This window comes from Pseudaquabacterium inlustre (assembly GCF_038066595.1).
Lineage (GTDB): Bacteria > Pseudomonadota > Gammaproteobacteria > Burkholderiales > Burkholderiaceae_C > Pseudaquabacterium > Pseudaquabacterium inlustre.
On sequence record NZ_JBBUTH010000008.1, the window covers coordinates 643,681 to 656,830 of the forward strand.

General features: G+C 72.3%; 13 protein-coding genes and 1 tRNA gene. 6 read left to right on the plus strand and 8 right to left on the minus strand.

What is annotated here, in order from left to right; all coding sequences use genetic code 11:
* Position 1: 1 nt before the first annotated feature.
* The 5 genes from AACH10_RS17330 to AACH10_RS17350 all read left to right on the plus strand — a co-directional run bounded on the left by AACH10_RS17330 (position 2) and on the right by AACH10_RS17350 (position 6,084).
* Positions 2–1,024: an NADH-quinone oxidoreductase subunit B family protein gene (locus tag AACH10_RS17330; RefSeq protein ID WP_341411714.1), complete on the plus strand. Its 1,023-nt coding sequence runs from the start codon at positions 2–4 to the stop codon at positions 1,022–1,024.
* The gene (locus AACH10_RS17335; protein ID WP_341411715.1) at positions 1,021–2,490 is read left to right on the plus strand and encodes a nickel-dependent hydrogenase large subunit; all 1,470 of its coding nucleotides are present in this window, start codon (positions 1,021–1,023) and stop codon (positions 2,488–2,490) included. The genes AACH10_RS17330 and AACH10_RS17335 overlap by 4 nt, the downstream gene beginning before the upstream one ends.
* Before the next feature lie 10 nt (positions 2,491–2,500).
* On the plus strand, positions 2,501–3,871 hold the full coding sequence (locus AACH10_RS17340) for a sensor histidine kinase (protein WP_341411716.1): 1,371 nt from the start codon (positions 2,501–2,503) through the stop codon (positions 3,869–3,871).
* A gap of 90 nt (positions 3,872–3,961) precedes the next feature.
* Complete coding sequence (locus AACH10_RS17345) at positions 3,962–4,774, plus strand: SDR family NAD(P)-dependent oxidoreductase (RefSeq protein WP_341411717.1); 813 nt, start codon at positions 3,962–3,964, stop codon at positions 4,772–4,774.
* Positions 4,775–4,812: 38 nt separating this feature from the next.
* Positions 4,813–6,084: a saccharopine dehydrogenase family protein gene (locus AACH10_RS17350; protein ID WP_341411718.1), complete on the plus strand. Its 1,272-nt coding sequence runs from the start codon at positions 4,813–4,815 to the stop codon at positions 6,082–6,084.
* A gap of 27 nt (positions 6,085–6,111) precedes the next feature.
* On the opposite strand, the gene AACH10_RS17355 is transcribed toward AACH10_RS17350, so the two are convergent.
* The 3 genes from AACH10_RS17355 to AACH10_RS17365 form a co-directional block, all read right to left on the minus strand.
* Positions 6,112–7,410 carry a UDP-N-acetylglucosamine 1-carboxyvinyltransferase gene (locus tag AACH10_RS17355; protein WP_341411719.1) on the minus strand — a complete coding sequence of 433 codons (1,299 nt, stop codon included), beginning with the start codon at positions 7,408–7,410 and terminating at the stop codon, positions 6,112–6,114.
* Positions 7,411–7,491: 81 nt separating this feature from the next.
* On the minus strand, positions 7,492–8,925 hold the full coding sequence (locus AACH10_RS17360) for an aldehyde dehydrogenase family protein (RefSeq protein ID WP_341411720.1): 1,434 nt from the start codon (positions 8,923–8,925) through the stop codon (positions 7,492–7,494).
* Positions 8,926–9,123: 198 nt separating this feature from the next.
* Positions 9,124–9,199 (minus strand) — tRNA-Arg (locus AACH10_RS17365).
* Positions 9,200–9,340: 141 nt separating this feature from the next.
* On the opposite strand from AACH10_RS17365, the gene AACH10_RS17370 reads away from it, so the two are divergent.
* Positions 9,341–9,910: a c-type cytochrome gene (locus AACH10_RS17370; protein ID WP_341411721.1), complete on the plus strand. Its 570-nt coding sequence runs from the start codon at positions 9,341–9,343 to the stop codon at positions 9,908–9,910.
* A gap of 58 nt (positions 9,911–9,968) precedes the next feature.
* On the opposite strand, the gene AACH10_RS17375 is transcribed toward AACH10_RS17370, so the two are convergent.
* From AACH10_RS17375 to AACH10_RS17395, 5 genes are read right to left on the minus strand one after another with little or no spacing between them, the layout of a single operon-like run.
* Positions 9,969–10,526, minus strand: a complete 558-nt coding sequence (locus AACH10_RS17375; protein ID WP_341411722.1) for a DUF2946 family protein — start codon at positions 10,524–10,526, stop codon at positions 9,969–9,971.
* 24 nt (positions 10,527–10,550) lie between these two features.
* Positions 10,551–11,531, minus strand: a complete 981-nt coding sequence (locus AACH10_RS17380; protein ID WP_341411723.1) for a YheT family hydrolase — start codon at positions 11,529–11,531, stop codon at positions 10,551–10,553.
* A gap of 20 nt (positions 11,532–11,551) precedes the next feature.
* Positions 11,552–12,001, minus strand: a complete 450-nt coding sequence (locus AACH10_RS17385; RefSeq protein ID WP_341411724.1) for a YybH family protein — start codon at positions 11,999–12,001, stop codon at positions 11,552–11,554.
* A 29-nt stretch (positions 12,002–12,030) separates the two neighbouring features.
* A complete protein-coding gene (gene purU, locus AACH10_RS17390) occupies positions 12,031–12,927 on the minus strand; it encodes a formyltetrahydrofolate deformylase (RefSeq protein ID WP_341411725.1) in 897 nt (298 codons plus the stop codon).
* A gap of 16 nt (positions 12,928–12,943) precedes the next feature.
* Positions 12,944–13,150 carry a zinc-finger domain-containing protein gene (locus tag AACH10_RS17395; protein WP_341411726.1) on the minus strand — a complete coding sequence of 69 codons (207 nt, stop codon included), beginning with the start codon at positions 13,148–13,150 and terminating at the stop codon, positions 12,944–12,946.

Sequence of the window (13,150 nt, forward strand, 5' to 3'; positions counted from 1 at the left end):
GATGGCGGCCATCGGCTCACCCAACAGCCTGAAGGTGCTGTGGCTGCAATCGGGCGGCTGCGGTGGCTGCAGCATGTCGCTGCTGTGCGCCGACACGGCCGACTTCCCGGCCCAGCTGGCGGCCAATGGCATCGAGATGCTGTGGCACCCGGCGCTGTCACTGGCCAGCGGCGACGAGCTGATCACGCTGCTGGAGGACTGCATCGCCGGCCGCCAGCGGCTGGATGCGCTGTGCATCGAGGGCGCGCTGCTGCGCGGGCCGCACGGCACCGGCCGCTTCCACATCCTGGCCGGCACCGGCTTGCCGATGACCCACTGGGTGCAGCGCCTGGCCGCCGTGGCCACGCATGTGCTGGCGGTGGGCAGCTGCGCGGCCTGGGGCGGCATCAGCGCCACCGGCGACAACGCCACCGAGGCCTGCGGCCTGCAGTTCGAGGACGATGTGCGCGGCGGCCTGCTGGGTGCCGACTTCCGCGCCCGCGGCGGCCTGCCGGTGATCAACATCGCCGGCTGCCCCACGCACCCCGGCTGGGTGCTCGATACGCTGATGGCGCTGGCCGCGGGCCTGTTCGGCGCCGACGACCTGGACGCCCTGGGCCGGCCCCGCTTCTATGCCGATCAGCTGGTGCACCACGGCTGCACGCGCAACGAGTTCTACGAGTTCAAGGCCAGCGCCGAGAAACCATCGGACCTGGGCTGCATGATGGAGCACCTGGGCTGCAAGGGCACGCAGGCGCATGCCGACTGCAACACGCGGCTGTGGAACGGCGAGGGCAGCTGCACCCGCGGCGGCTATGCCTGCATCAGCTGCACCGAGCCGGGCTTCCAGGATCCCGGCCATCCGTACCACCTGACGCCCAAGCTGGCCGGCATCCCCATCGGCCTGCCCACCGACATGCCCAAGGCCTGGTTCGTGGCGCTGGCCTCGCTCAGCAAGAGCGCCACGCCGCGCCGCGTGAAGCACAACGCCACGGCCGACCATGTGGTCGTCGCGCCGGCCGTGAAGAAGACAAGGCTCAAGTGACAGAGAGCACCCGTCTCGTCGTCGGCCCCTTCAACCGCGTGGAGGGCGATCTGGAAGTGCGGCTCGAGGTGGCCGAGGGCCGCGTCACGCGCGCCGAGGTCAATGCGCCGATGTACCGCGGCTTCGAGCCCATGCTCAGTGGCCGCGCGCCGCAGGATGCGCTGGTCATCGTGCCGCGCATCTGCGGCATCTGCTCGGTGTCGCAGTCGGCGGCGGCCGCGCGCGCGCTGGCCGATGCGCAGGGCATCGAACCGCCGCCCAACGGCACGCATGCGCTGAACCTGATGCTGGCGGTGGAGAACCTGGCCGACCACCTGACCCACTTCTACCTGTTCTTCATGCCCGACCTGACGCGGCCGGTGTATGCCGCGCGACCCTGGTTCAACGAGGTGCAGTGTCGCTTTGCCGCCGGGGCCGGCGCCCATGCCCGCACGGCGCTGGCGGCGCGGCAGCGCTGGTTCGAGATCCTGGGCACGCTGGGCGGGCGTTGGCCGCACACCCACAGCCTGCAGCCCGGCGGCAGCACGCGTGCCATTGACGCGGCCGAGCGCCTGCGTCTGCTGGCCCGGCTGCGCGAGTTCCAGGGCTTTCTGGAAGGCACGTTGTTCGGCGCGCCGCTCGATGAGGTGGCCGGCCTGGCCGATGAAGCCGCGCTGCAGGCCTGGCATGCGGCCGATCCGCAGCGCGGTGATCTGCGCCTGTTTCTCACCATCGCTGCCGACCTGGGCTTCGACCGCCTGGGCCCCGGCCCCGGCCGCTACCTGAGCTATGGCGCCTATGCCCAACCGGAGGGCGACTTCGCGCTGGCCCGCGGCCTGTGGCACGCCGCCGACGCCCGCCTGCACCCGCTGGCGCTGAACAGCATCACCGAGGACGTCACCCACGCCTGGCTGGCCGATGGTGGCCATGCCGCGCGCCACCCGGCCATGGGCCTCACCGTGCCCGATGCCGACAAGCCCGGCGCCTACACCTGGAACAAGGCGCCACGCCTGGCCGGCCAGGTGGTGGAGACCGGCGCCATCGCGCGCCAGCTGGCCAGCGGCCAGCCGCTGGTGCGCAGCGCCGTGGCGCGCTGCGGCGGCACGGTCTACACCCGTGTGCTGGCGCGCCTGGTCGAGCTGGCCCGCGTGGTGCCGATGATGGCCGGCTGGCTGGCGGCCATCCAACCGCGCGAGCCCTTCTGCGTCACCCAGCCGCTGCCCGACGAGGCCGAAGGCACGGGCCTGACCGAGGCCGCGCGCGGCGCGCTCGGCCACTGGCTGCGCGTGGAGCGCGGCCGCATCGCCGGCTACCAGATCGTGGCGCCCACCAGCTGGAACTTCTCGCCGCGCGACGCCGCCGGCACGCCCGGTGCGCTGGAGGCCGCGCTGGAGGGCGCGCCGGTGCAGCCGGGCGAGGCCACGCCGGTGGCCGTGCAGCACATCGTGCGCAGCTTCGACCCCTGCATGGTCTGCACCGTGCATTGACGCCGGCACGATGAAAGACGCACACCGCAGCCTGCCCACGCTGCCGCCGCTGGAGCTGGACGGCGCGGTGGACGAGACCACCTGGCTGGACGTGATCCAGAAGATGGACGAGACCTACAGCCAGCTGGTGGCCGACGAGATCGCGCTGGAGCAGAAGAACGCCGAGCTCGAGCAGAGCCAGCAGTTCATCTTCAGCCTGCTGTCGGCGATGAGCGATGTGCTGGTGGCCTGCAACCAGGCCGGCGAGATCGAGGAGATCAATGCCGCCCTGGCCGAGCTGGTGGGCCGCGACGAGGCCGCGCTGCGCGGCACGCGCATCACCGACCTGCTGGCCGGCGACGCCAGCCGCGCGCGCCTGCGCCAGGTGCTGGACACGCCGGCGCTGCAGAAGTCGGGCCTGACCGGCGGCACCGTGATCGAGGTGGACCTGATCGACGCCCAGGGCCAGGCCGTGCCGGTGGACTTCAACTGCACGCCGCGGCGCGATGCGCGCGGCCGCCGCGTGGGCCTGGTGTTCGTGGGCCGGCCGATGGCCGAGATCAAACGCGCATACCACCAGCTGCGCGAAGCGCACGAGGCCTTGAAGCGCACCCAGCAGCAGCTGCTGCACAGCGAGAAGATGGCCTCGCTGGGCCGCCTGGTGGCCGGCGTGGCGCATGAGCTGAACAACCCGATCAGCTTCGTGCTGGGCAATGTGCATGCGCTGCAGCGCTACACCGAGCGCCTGCGCACCTACCTGGATGCGCTGCACGGCGGCACGCCGGCCGGCGAGCAGGCGCGCCTGCGTGCCAAGCTGCGCATCGACCACCTGCTGGCCGACCTGCCCTCGCTGATGGAGGGCACGCTGGAAGGCGCGCAGCGCACGGCCGACATCGTGCAGGGCCTCAAGCGCTTCTCGGCGGTGGACCGCGAGGAGCGCACGCGCATCGACCTGAACGGCGTGATCGAGCGCGCCATCCACTGGGTGTGCAAGGGCACGGCGCCGCAGTTCGAGGTGCACTGGCAGCCGGGCGAGCCGTGCTGGGTGGTGGGCCATGCCGGCCAGCTGCTGCAGGTGCTGATGAACCTGGTGCAGAACGCCTACGACGCCGCCAACGGCGCTGGCGCCAGCCCGCCGGCGCTGTGGATCACGCTGCGCTGCGACGGCCAGTGCGTGCGCCTGCACTGCCGCGACAACGGCCCCGGCATCGCGCCGGAGCACCTGGGCCGCGTGTTCGACCCCTTCTTCACCACCAAGCCGGTGGGCACCGGCACCGGCCTGGGCCTGTCGATCAGCTACGGCATCGTCGAGCGCCACGGCGGGTACCTCAGCGCCAGCAACGCCCCCGAGGGCGGTGCGCTGTTCACGCTGGATCTGCCCGCCGCCCCCCGAAGCGAGTGAGGGCGCGCGGCGGTGCCGCAACGGCGCAGCCATGCAGAATGGCTGCGCTGGCGCGGTGATGTGCTGCCACGTCGCAGGGAGGAACCGCACATGCACCAGGACCCACCGGGCCGGGGCCAGACCGTCTTGATCACCGGCGCCTCGTCGGGCATCGGCGCCGCGCTGGCGGCCTGCTTCGCCTGCGGCGGCTTCAACCTGGTGCTGGTGTCGCGCCGCCTGGCGCCGCTGCAGGCCCTGGCCCGGACACTGGCCACCGAGCATGGCGTGCGCGCCTGGCCCGAGGCCGCCGACCTGTCGCAGCCCGACGCGCCGGCCGGGCTGGCCGCCCGGCTGCGCCGCGCCCGCCGCCGCATCGACGTGCTGGTGAACAACGCCGGCCAGCTGGAGCAGGGCGGCTTCGTCGAGCACCCGGCCGACGCGCACCGGCGGCTGATCGACCTGAACGTCAGCGGCCTGACCGGCATGCTGGCGCAGTTCGTGCCCGCCATGGTGCAGCGCGGCCAGGGCCGGGTGCTGAACGTGGCCTCGATCGCCGCGTTCCAGCCGGTGCCGCAGCTGGCGGTGTACGCGGCCACCAAGGCCTATGTGCTGTCGCTGACCGAATCGCTGTCCGAGGAATTGAAGGGCACGGGCGTCACCGCCACCGCGCTGTGCCCCGGCATCACCGCCACCGGCATGCTCGAACAGGCCCAGCAGGCCAGCGAGGCGCTGAGCAGCCGCCTGCCCGACTTCGTGGTGGGCAGCGCCGAGGCCGTGGCCCAGGAGGGCTACGAGGCCTGCCTGGCCGGCGAGGTGATCCGCGTGCCCGGCACGCTGAACCTGGCCGCCATCCTGGCCGGCCGCGCAGCGCCCAAGTGGCTGCTGCGGCGCGTCAGCGGCGCGGTGATGCGCCGCATGACCTGAGCCCGCCCACCCGCCCGCCCGCCCGCCCGCACCGCGCCATGGCCCGCTCCCGCCACTCGCACCCCAGCGCGCCGCGCCGCTACGACGTGGTGCTGTACGGCGCCACCGGCTTCGTCGGCCGCCAGACCGTGGCCTACCTGGCCGCGCATGCGCCGCCGGGCCTGCGCTGGGCGCTGGCCGGCCGCTCGGCCGCGCGGCTGCAGGCGGTGCGTGAGGCGGTGGAGGCCGCCGGTGGCGCCGCGGCGGCCGGTGCCGGCATCGTGGTGGCCGCCGCCGACGACGAGCGCGCGTTGCGCGCGCTGGCCGCCGATGCGGCGGTGGTGCTCAGCACCGCCGGGCCCTTCGCCCGCTTCGGCAGCGGCCTGGTGGCGGCCTGCGTGGCGCAGCGCACGCATTACGTTGACATCACCGGCGAGACGCCCTGGGTGCGCGGCCTGATCGACGCCCACCACGCGCGCGCCGCGCGCGATGGCACGCGCATCATCCCCTGCTGCGGCTTCGACTCGGTGCCGTCCGACCTGGGCGCCTGGCTGGTGGCCCAGGCACTGTGGCACCGGCACGGCGAGCCCTGCATCGAGGTCAAGGCCAGCCACACGGTGCGCGGCGGGCTGAACGGCGGCACGCTGGCCTCGGCCCTGCACCTGGTGGCCAGCGGGCAGTCGGCACAGGCCGCGCAGCCCTTTCTGCTGAACCCCGCCGGCCCGGTGCCGGCCGATGCCACCGCGCAGGCGGCCGACCCCACCGGGCCCTGCCGCGATGCCGACTTCGACGCCTGGCTGGCGCCGTTCGTGATGGGCCCGGTGAACACCCGCGTGGTGCGCCGCAGCGTGGCGCTGCTGCAGGCCGCCGGCGATGCCGCCGCCCAGCCCGGCTGGCGCTACCAGGAATGGCTGCGCGCCGGCCGCGGCCTGGGCGCGGCGCTGACGGCCGGCGGCGTGAGCCTGGGCCTGGCCGGCGGCATGGCCGCGCTGCACTGGGCGCCGGCCCGCGCCCTGGCGCGCCGCCTGGCCCCGGCCCCGGGCGAGGGCCCCAGCGAGGCAGCGATGGACGGCGGCAGCTTCTGCTGCGACCTGATCGGCCGCACCCCGGGGGGCCACACGCTGCACGGCCGCATCGCCGGCCGCGGCGACCCCGGCAACCGCGCCACCACCACCTTCGTCTGCGAGGCCGCGCTGGCGCTGGCCCTGCAGCGCAGCGATCTGCCCGGCGGCCCCGACCTGGGCGGCGTGCTCACCCCGGCCACCGGCCTGGGCCGCGTGCTGGCCGAGCGGCTGGCCGCCGCGGGCATGGTGGTGGGGGCGCTGGACTGACGCGCGCCGACCCGCCGCCCGCGGCGCCTACTCCTCGGCCACCCACTCCACCGCCGCCCCCAGCGCGTTGAGGTTCTCGACGAACTTCGGGTGCGCGCGGCGGATCGGCAGCGCGTTCAGGATCGTCGACTTGCCCGGGATGCTGGCGGCCAGCATGAACAGCGCGATGGCCACGCGGATGATGTAGGGGCTCTCCACCGTGGCCGGGGTCAGCGGCTTGCCGCCGTAGACGATCAGGCGGTGCGGGTCGCACAGCACGGCGTGCGCGCCGAACTTGCTGAGCTCGGCACTCCAGCCCAGCGCGCCTTCGTAGACCTTGTTCCAGAACATCACCGAGCCCTCGGCGCGCACGCCCAGCGCCACGAAGATCGGCAGCAGGTCGGCCGGCACATAGGGCCAGGGCGCGGCCTCCACCTTCTGCAGGATGTTGCTGGTGAACGGCGGCTTCACCTTCATCGGGCCGTTGACATGGGCGCGGCTGTAGCCGTCGCGGTGCTCGATCTCGACGCCGAACTTGGCGAAGGTGCGGTCCAGCAGCGGGAACTGCCTGGCGGCGTCGTTGTGCACCACCACGTCGCCCTGCGTGATGGCACTCAGCGCCAGGAAGGTGGCCACCTCGTGGAAGTCGTCGGCGAAGGTGAACTCGGTGCCGCCGAGCTGGTCCACGCCCTCGATGTCGAGCTGCGAGCCGCCGTTGCCCTGGATGCGCGCGCCGATGGCCGACAGGAAGCTGCAGAACTCCTGCACATGCGGTTCGCAGGCGGCGTTGGTCAGGTGCGAGCGGCCGCGCGCCACCACCGCGCACAGCGCGAAGTTCTCGGTGGTGGTGACCGAGGCGTAGTCCAGCCAGTGGCTGGTGGCGGTGAAGCGCTGGGCGCCGCGGATCTGCACCGCACCCGGCTCCAGCGTCACCTCGGCGCCGAATGCGCGGAACACCTCGATGTGCGGATCGACCTCGCGCACGCCCAGCGTGCAGCCGGTCACGTCGTCCTCCAGCCGTGCCTGGCCGAAGCGGTGCAGCAGCGCCGGCACCAGCATGATCGACGAGCGCATGCCCACCGGCAGGCGCACGTCGTCGGCGCGCATCTGGGCGCCGTGCTGCAGGCGCAGCGTGCGCGTGGCCTCGTCCAGCTCCACCGTCGAGCCCAGCTCGCGGAAGAAGGCCAGCAGCTTGCGCACATCGGTGATGTCGGGCACGCGGTGCAGCACCACCGGCTCGGTGGTCAGCAGCGTGGCGCACAGCACCGGCAGCACCGCGTTCTTGTTGGCCGACGGGCTGATGCTGCCCCGCAGCGGGCGGCCGCCGTGGACGATGAGGTGGCTCATGGGGATCCGGGAGTTGAAACGAAAACGGCGCTCCGAAGAGCGCCGCCGGATTGTCGCGCCAAGCGCGACCTCAGCCGGAAATCAGGCTTTCGCGGCCCATCCGAGCACAGCTTTGACTTCCAGGAACTCGCCGAACGCGTGCTCGCCCCACTCGCGGCCGTTGCCCGACTGCTTGAAGCCGCCGAAGGGCGCCATCAGGTCGGGCGCGGCGCTGTTCAGGTTGACCTGGCCGGCGCGCAGCCGGCCGGCCACCTGGCGCACCTGCTCGGCATCGCTGCCCGAGACATAGGCGGCCAGGCCGTAGGGCGTGTCGTTGGCGATGGCCACGGCCTCGTCCACCGTGTCGTAGCCCAGGATGGTGAGCACCGGGCCGAAGATCTCCTCGCGCGCCACGGTCATCTGGTTGTTCACGCGGCCCAGCACGGTGGGCTTGACGTAGTAGCCGCGCTCCAGCCCGGCCGGCTTGCCGGGGCCGCCGGCCACCAGCGTGGCGCCCTCCTCCAGGCCCTTGTTGATCAGCATCTGGATCTTGTCCCACTGCGTGGCCGAGATCACCGGGCCGATGGCCGCGCCGCTGCTCACCGGATCGCCCACGCTGACCCCCTCGGCGGCGGTCTTGGCGATGGCCAGCACCTCGTCCATGCGGGCGTTGGGCACCAGCATGCGCGTGGGCGCGTTGCAGCTCTGGCCCGAGTTGCTCATCACGCCCTTGACGCCGGCGGTGACGGCGCGCTGGAAGTCGGCATCGGGCAGCAGGATGTTGGGCGACTTGCCGCCCAGCTCCTGGTGCACGCGCTTGACCGTGGGCGCGGCGTTGCGCGCCACCTCCACGCCGGCGCGCGTGCTGCCGGTGAACGACACCATGTCCACCTCGGGGTGGCTGGAGATCGCCGCGCCCACCGTGGGCCCGTCGCCGTTGACCAGGTTGAAGACGCCGGCCGGCACGCCCGCGGCATGCAGGATCTCGGTCCAGATCTGCGCCGAGAACGGCGCGATCTCGCTGGGCTTCAACACCATGGTGCAGCCGGTGGCCAGCGCCGGCGCCACCTTGCAGGCGATCTGGTTCACCGGCCAGTTCCACGGCGTGATCAGGCCGCACACGCCGATCGGCTCCTTGCGGATCAGCGTGCTGCCGCGCTGCTCCTCGAAGTGGTAGTCCTTCAGCACGGCCAGCGCGGTCTGCAGGTGGCCGATGCCCATGGCGGCTTGGGCCTTCTGCGCCAGCGCGGCGGGCGCGCCCATCTCCTCGGTGATGGCGGCGGCCATGTCGGCGTAGCGGTTCTTGTACTCGGCGATCACGCGCTCGAGCAGCGCGATGCGCTCGGCCACGGTGGTTTGCGAGTAGGTGGCGAAGGCGCGGCGCGCGGCGCGCACGGCGCGGTCCACGTCTTCGGCCGAGCCCAGCGAGATCCGGCCGGCCACGCCCTCGGTGGCGGGGTTGATGACGTCCAGCGTGCGCGGCGTGGCGGGATCGACCCAGGCGCCGTCGATGTAGAACTGCAGGTAGTCGCGCATGGTGAGGTCTCCGGGGCAGTGACAGGTCAGCGGCCGCCTCGCGGCCAAGCACCCATTCTGCGGACCTGGGCGCGGACCTGCTGTCCGCGAGCGGACAAGCCCCCGGCGCCGGCGCGGCGCACAAAGCAAAACGCCAACCCGGAGGTTGGCGTGTGCTGGGTGCAGACCGCTTGGGTATGCACCGGTGTTCGCGCGGTGTGGCGCGCCCGGCTGGGATCGAACCAGCGACCCTTGGCTTCGGAGGCCAATACTCTATCCACTGAGCTACGGGCGCCACGGCGAAGAACCTCGCATTGTACGCACAGCCACCGGGCGTGGCGCCCACGCGTCGCCTGCGGGGCATGGCGGCGGGGCGAGGCCCTTATAATCCGAAGGTTTTGCCCGGGTCTTTGCCGGGTGACTAGCCGAGGACTCCATGAGCGACGCCCAGCACAACCAGGCCTCCCACGCTGACGCACACGAAGTGCACGAAGGCCCGATCAAGACGCCCAAGCAACTGATCGGCGCGGTGGTCGCGTCCTTCGTGGTGCCGGTGGTGGTGATCATCATGCTGGCCAACTTCGTGAACTTCGGCGGCAAGACCGGCGCCGGCAGCGACAGCATGAGCGAAGAGGCCACGGCCCGCCGCATCCAGCCGATCGGCTCGATCGAGATCAAGGTGGCCGGTGACGCCAGCGCGCTGAAGAGCGGCGAACAGGTGTTCCAGGCCCAGTGCTCGGCCTGCCACGCCACCGGCGCGGCCGGTGCGCCCAAGCTGGGCGACGAGGGCGCCTGGGGCGCACGCATCAAGACCGGCTACGAGGCCCTGCTGACCTCGGCCCTGAAGGGCAAGGGCAACATGGGTGCCCAGGGCGGTGGCGACTTCAGCGACGTGGAGATCGGCCGCGCCGTGGTGTACATGGCCAACAAGGGCGGCGCCAAGTTCGACGAGCCCAAGGCCCCGGCCGGCGCCGCCTCGGCCCCGGACGCCGCCGCGTCGAAGTAAGCCCCACCGGCTTCGGCGCCTGGCGCCCCAGAGAAAACCGCCCCGAGGGGCGGTTTTTTCATGCCGGCGCCGAGGGCGGTTGCGGCTCGCGCACGAAGCCGAAGCGTGCCGGCGCCTCGGCCGCCGTCAGCGGCTGCGGATCCCACAGCCCGGCCTCGATGGCGCGGGCGGCGTCCAGCATGTCCTGGCTGTGCACCAGGCCCAGGCCCAGCGGCGTGTTCAGGTACAGGCGGCCCTCGTCGTCCAGCCAGGTGCTGGTGACGGTGGTGGTCTGCCCGGTGTGGCTGCTCACCCGGGGCACGGCATCGGCCCGCGCGGCGTCATCGGGCCACTGCACGCGCCAGATCCACGGCGTGGCTTCCAACTGCACGTACACCCGCTGCGGGCCGTTCTGGAAGAACCACTGGCCGGCGGCATCGGCAGCGTAGTTGCGGTGGATGAACTCGCGCAGCTTGTCGTGCACCACGCGGCTGCCCTTGACCTGCGGGAACGGGCCGGCGCGCTGCGTGCGCTCGTCGCGCATGTACCAGTCGCCGCGCGCGTCCAGCGCCAGCCAGCCGTGGCAGTGCGGCACGTTGGGCCACTTCTTCAGTGCGGCTTCGACGATGGCGTCCATGGGGCGGGTTCCTGGTGGTGCGGCTCAGCCGCCATGCTGCCGCATCCAGCCCATCACCGCGTCGGGCAGGGTCAGCACGTGGCCCGGAAAGCGCCCACCCGGAAAGCCCACATGCCCGCCATGCGCCGGCTGCCACAGCGTGACCCAGCGGCCCACCTCGTGCGGGCGTGGCAGGCAGTGCGCGGGGATGAAGGGGTCGTTGCGCGCGTTCAGCACCAGCGCCGGGATGCGGATGCGGTGCAGGTGCGGCTTGGCCGAGCCGCGCGCCCAGTAGTCCTCGGTGTTCTTGAAGCCGTGCAGCGGCGCGGTGAACACGTTGTCGAACTCGTACAGGTCGCGCGCGGCCATCAACTGCTCGCGGCTGAACAGGCCCGGGTGCTGGGCCAGCTTGGCCAGCGCCTTGGGCTTCATGGTGCGCAGGAACATGCGCGTGTAGATCTGCCGGTTCAGGCCGCGGCCGATGGCGTGGCCGCCAGCGGCCAGGTCGATCGGCGAGCACACGGCCGTCACGCCGGCCGCCGTGCCGGCCGCGCTGTCGCCGGCCTCCTCGGCCCAGCGCAGCAGCGCATTGCCGCCCAGCGACACGCCCACCACGCGCAGCGGCTGCGTGCTGCGCCCGCGCAGGCGTTCGAGGATCCAGCCGATTTCTTGCCAGTCGCCCGAGTGGTAGGCGCGCGGTGCGCGGTTGAGCTCGCCCGAACAGCCGCGGAAGTGCGGCACGGCATAGGCCCAGCCCGCCTCGCGTGCCCAGTGGCCAAAGGCCTGGGCGTAGTGGCTGGCGGAAGACCCCTCCAGGCCGTGGAACAGCACCAGCAGCGGCCGCACATCGGCGGGCGACGGCGGCGCGCCCAGGAAGTCGACGTCGATGAAGTCCTCGTCGGGCGTGGCCCAGCGCTCACGCGTGAAGGCCAGGGCCGGGCCATGGTGGCGGCGCGCGTACAGCGCCGGCCAGATGGTCTGGGCATGGCCGCCGGGCAGCCAGCGCGGCGCGCGGAATTCCTGCATGCGCGCTCCTGCCGGCGGGCTCAGTGCAGGACCGACGGCGTCTCGACGATCTCGGGCGGCTCGTCGGCCGTGCCGGGGCTGGCGTGGTGGGCCGCCAGGCGCCAGCCCTGGGCGGTGCGCAGGTACACGTTGGTGGCCAGCACATGGCCCACCTGGGCGCCTTCGGCGGTGACGATGTTCACCCGCTCCACCAGGCTGTGCATCGCGGCATCGGCGCTGTGCACGCGGCGCACGCGTTCGACCTGCAGGTTGATGCGGCCGCTGGCGAAGATGGCCTCGAAGGCCGCGCGGATGGCGCCATGCCCCACCAGGCGCGGGCCGCCCGGGTGCACGCACACCACCTCGTCGTCGTCGGCCCACAGGGCCATCAGCTTGTCGAGGTCGCCCTCGCGCAGGGCCTCGTAGAACTGGGCCTCCACCTCGTCGGGGGTGCTCAGCAGGTGGGCGGCATGGGCGGGGCGGCGTGTCATGGCGTCGGGCCTGTCGAGCGGGTGGGGCGTCAGCGGAAGATGACCGTCTTGTGGCCGTTCATCAGCACGCGGCGTTCCACATGCCAGCGCACGGCGCGGGCCAGCACCACGCATTCCACGTCGCGGCCCTGGGCGGTGAGGTCTTCGGCCGACAGCGAGTGGTCGGCGCGGGCCACGTCCTGCTCGATGATCGGGCCTTCGTCCAGGTCGGCGGTGACGTAGTGCGCCGTGGCGCCGATCAGCTTCACGCCCCGGGCATGGGCCTGGTAGTAGGGCTTGGCGCCCTTGAAGCTGGGCAGGAAGCTGTGGTGGATGTTGATCGCGCGGCCCTTGAGCGCCGCGCACAGCTCGGGGCTCAGGATCTGCATGTAGCGCGCCAGCACCACCAGGTCGATCTGCTCGGCCTCCACCAGCGCCTCGATGCGCTGCTCCTGTGCGCGCTTGGTGGCCGCGTCGGCACCCGTGGGCAGGGGCAGGTGGTGGAAGGGGATGCCGTAGCTCTCGGCCAGCGCCTGGAACGTGGTGTGGTTGCTGACGATGGCCGGGATGTCCACCGCCAGCTGCCCGCTCTTCACGCGGAACAGCAGGTCGTTCAGGCAGTGGCCGTGCTGGCTCACCATCAGCAGCAGGCGCGGGCGTGCGGCCACGGCGTGGAAGCGCGCATCCATGCCAAACTGCTGGCGCACATGGCCGAACAGGTTGGCCAGCGTGGCGCCGTCGGCCAGGTGCGGCGGTGCCGCGAAGTGCACGCGCATGAAGAACAGCCCCGTGGCGTCCTCGCCCTGCACGTCACCGAACTGCTGCGAGTCGATGATGTTGCAGCCGGCCTGGTAGAGCAGGCCCGAGACGGCGTAGACAATGCCGGTGGTGTCGCGGCAGCTCAGCGTCAGGATGAATTCCTGCGCCGCGGGGGAGGCTTGGCTCATGCGCGCGGCCGTGCGGTCAGTGCGCGCCGTGCAGCACTTCACCGGCCTTGAGCCGGTACACCGTGCCGCAGTACGGGCACTTGCCGCCACCCTCGTGCGTGACGTCGACGAACACGCGCGGGTGGTTGCTCCACAGGGCCATCTTGGGGTTCGGGCAGGGCACCACGCCCGGGCCCTGAACGTCCTTGGCCAGCACTTCGACGACGGATTCCTTGTTGCTCAT

Bases quoted from the DNA above. Each gene is read 5' to 3' on its own strand.
- AACH10_RS17355 (WP_341411719.1), bottom strand. From the start codon at position 7,410: ATGAGCCACCTCATCGTCCACGGCGGCCGCCCGCTGCGGGGCAGCATC.
- AACH10_RS17395 (WP_341411726.1), bottom strand. From the start codon at position 13,150: ATGAGCAACAAGGAATCCGTCGTCGAAGTGCTGGCCAAGGACGTTCAG.
- AACH10_RS17380 (WP_341411723.1), bottom strand. From the start codon at position 11,531: ATGCAGGAATTCCGCGCGCCGCGCTGGCTGCCCGGCGGCCATGCCCAG.
- purU (WP_341411725.1), bottom strand. From the start codon at position 12,927: ATGAGCCAAGCCTCCCCCGCGGCGCAGGAATTCATCCTGACGCTGAGC.
- AACH10_RS17375 (WP_341411722.1), bottom strand. From the start codon at position 10,526: ATGGACGCCATCGTCGAAGCCGCACTGAAGAAGTGGCCCAACGTGCCG.
- AACH10_RS17360 (WP_341411720.1), bottom strand. From the start codon at position 8,925: ATGCGCGACTACCTGCAGTTCTACATCGACGGCGCCTGGGTCGATCCC.
- AACH10_RS17340 (WP_341411716.1), top strand. From the start codon at position 2,501: ATGAAAGACGCACACCGCAGCCTGCCCACGCTGCCGCCGCTGGAGCTG.
- AACH10_RS17345 (WP_341411717.1), top strand. From the start codon at position 3,962: ATGCACCAGGACCCACCGGGCCGGGGCCAGACCGTCTTGATCACCGGC.
- AACH10_RS17330 (WP_341411714.1), top strand. From the start codon at position 2: ATGGCGGCCATCGGCTCACCCAACAGCCTGAAGGTGCTGTGGCTGCAA.
- AACH10_RS17350 (WP_341411718.1), top strand. From the start codon at position 4,813: ATGGCCCGCTCCCGCCACTCGCACCCCAGCGCGCCGCGCCGCTACGAC.
- AACH10_RS17370 (WP_341411721.1), top strand. From the start codon at position 9,341: ATGAGCGACGCCCAGCACAACCAGGCCTCCCACGCTGACGCACACGAA.
- AACH10_RS17385 (WP_341411724.1), bottom strand. From the start codon at position 12,001: ATGACACGCCGCCCCGCCCATGCCGCCCACCTGCTGAGCACCCCCGAC.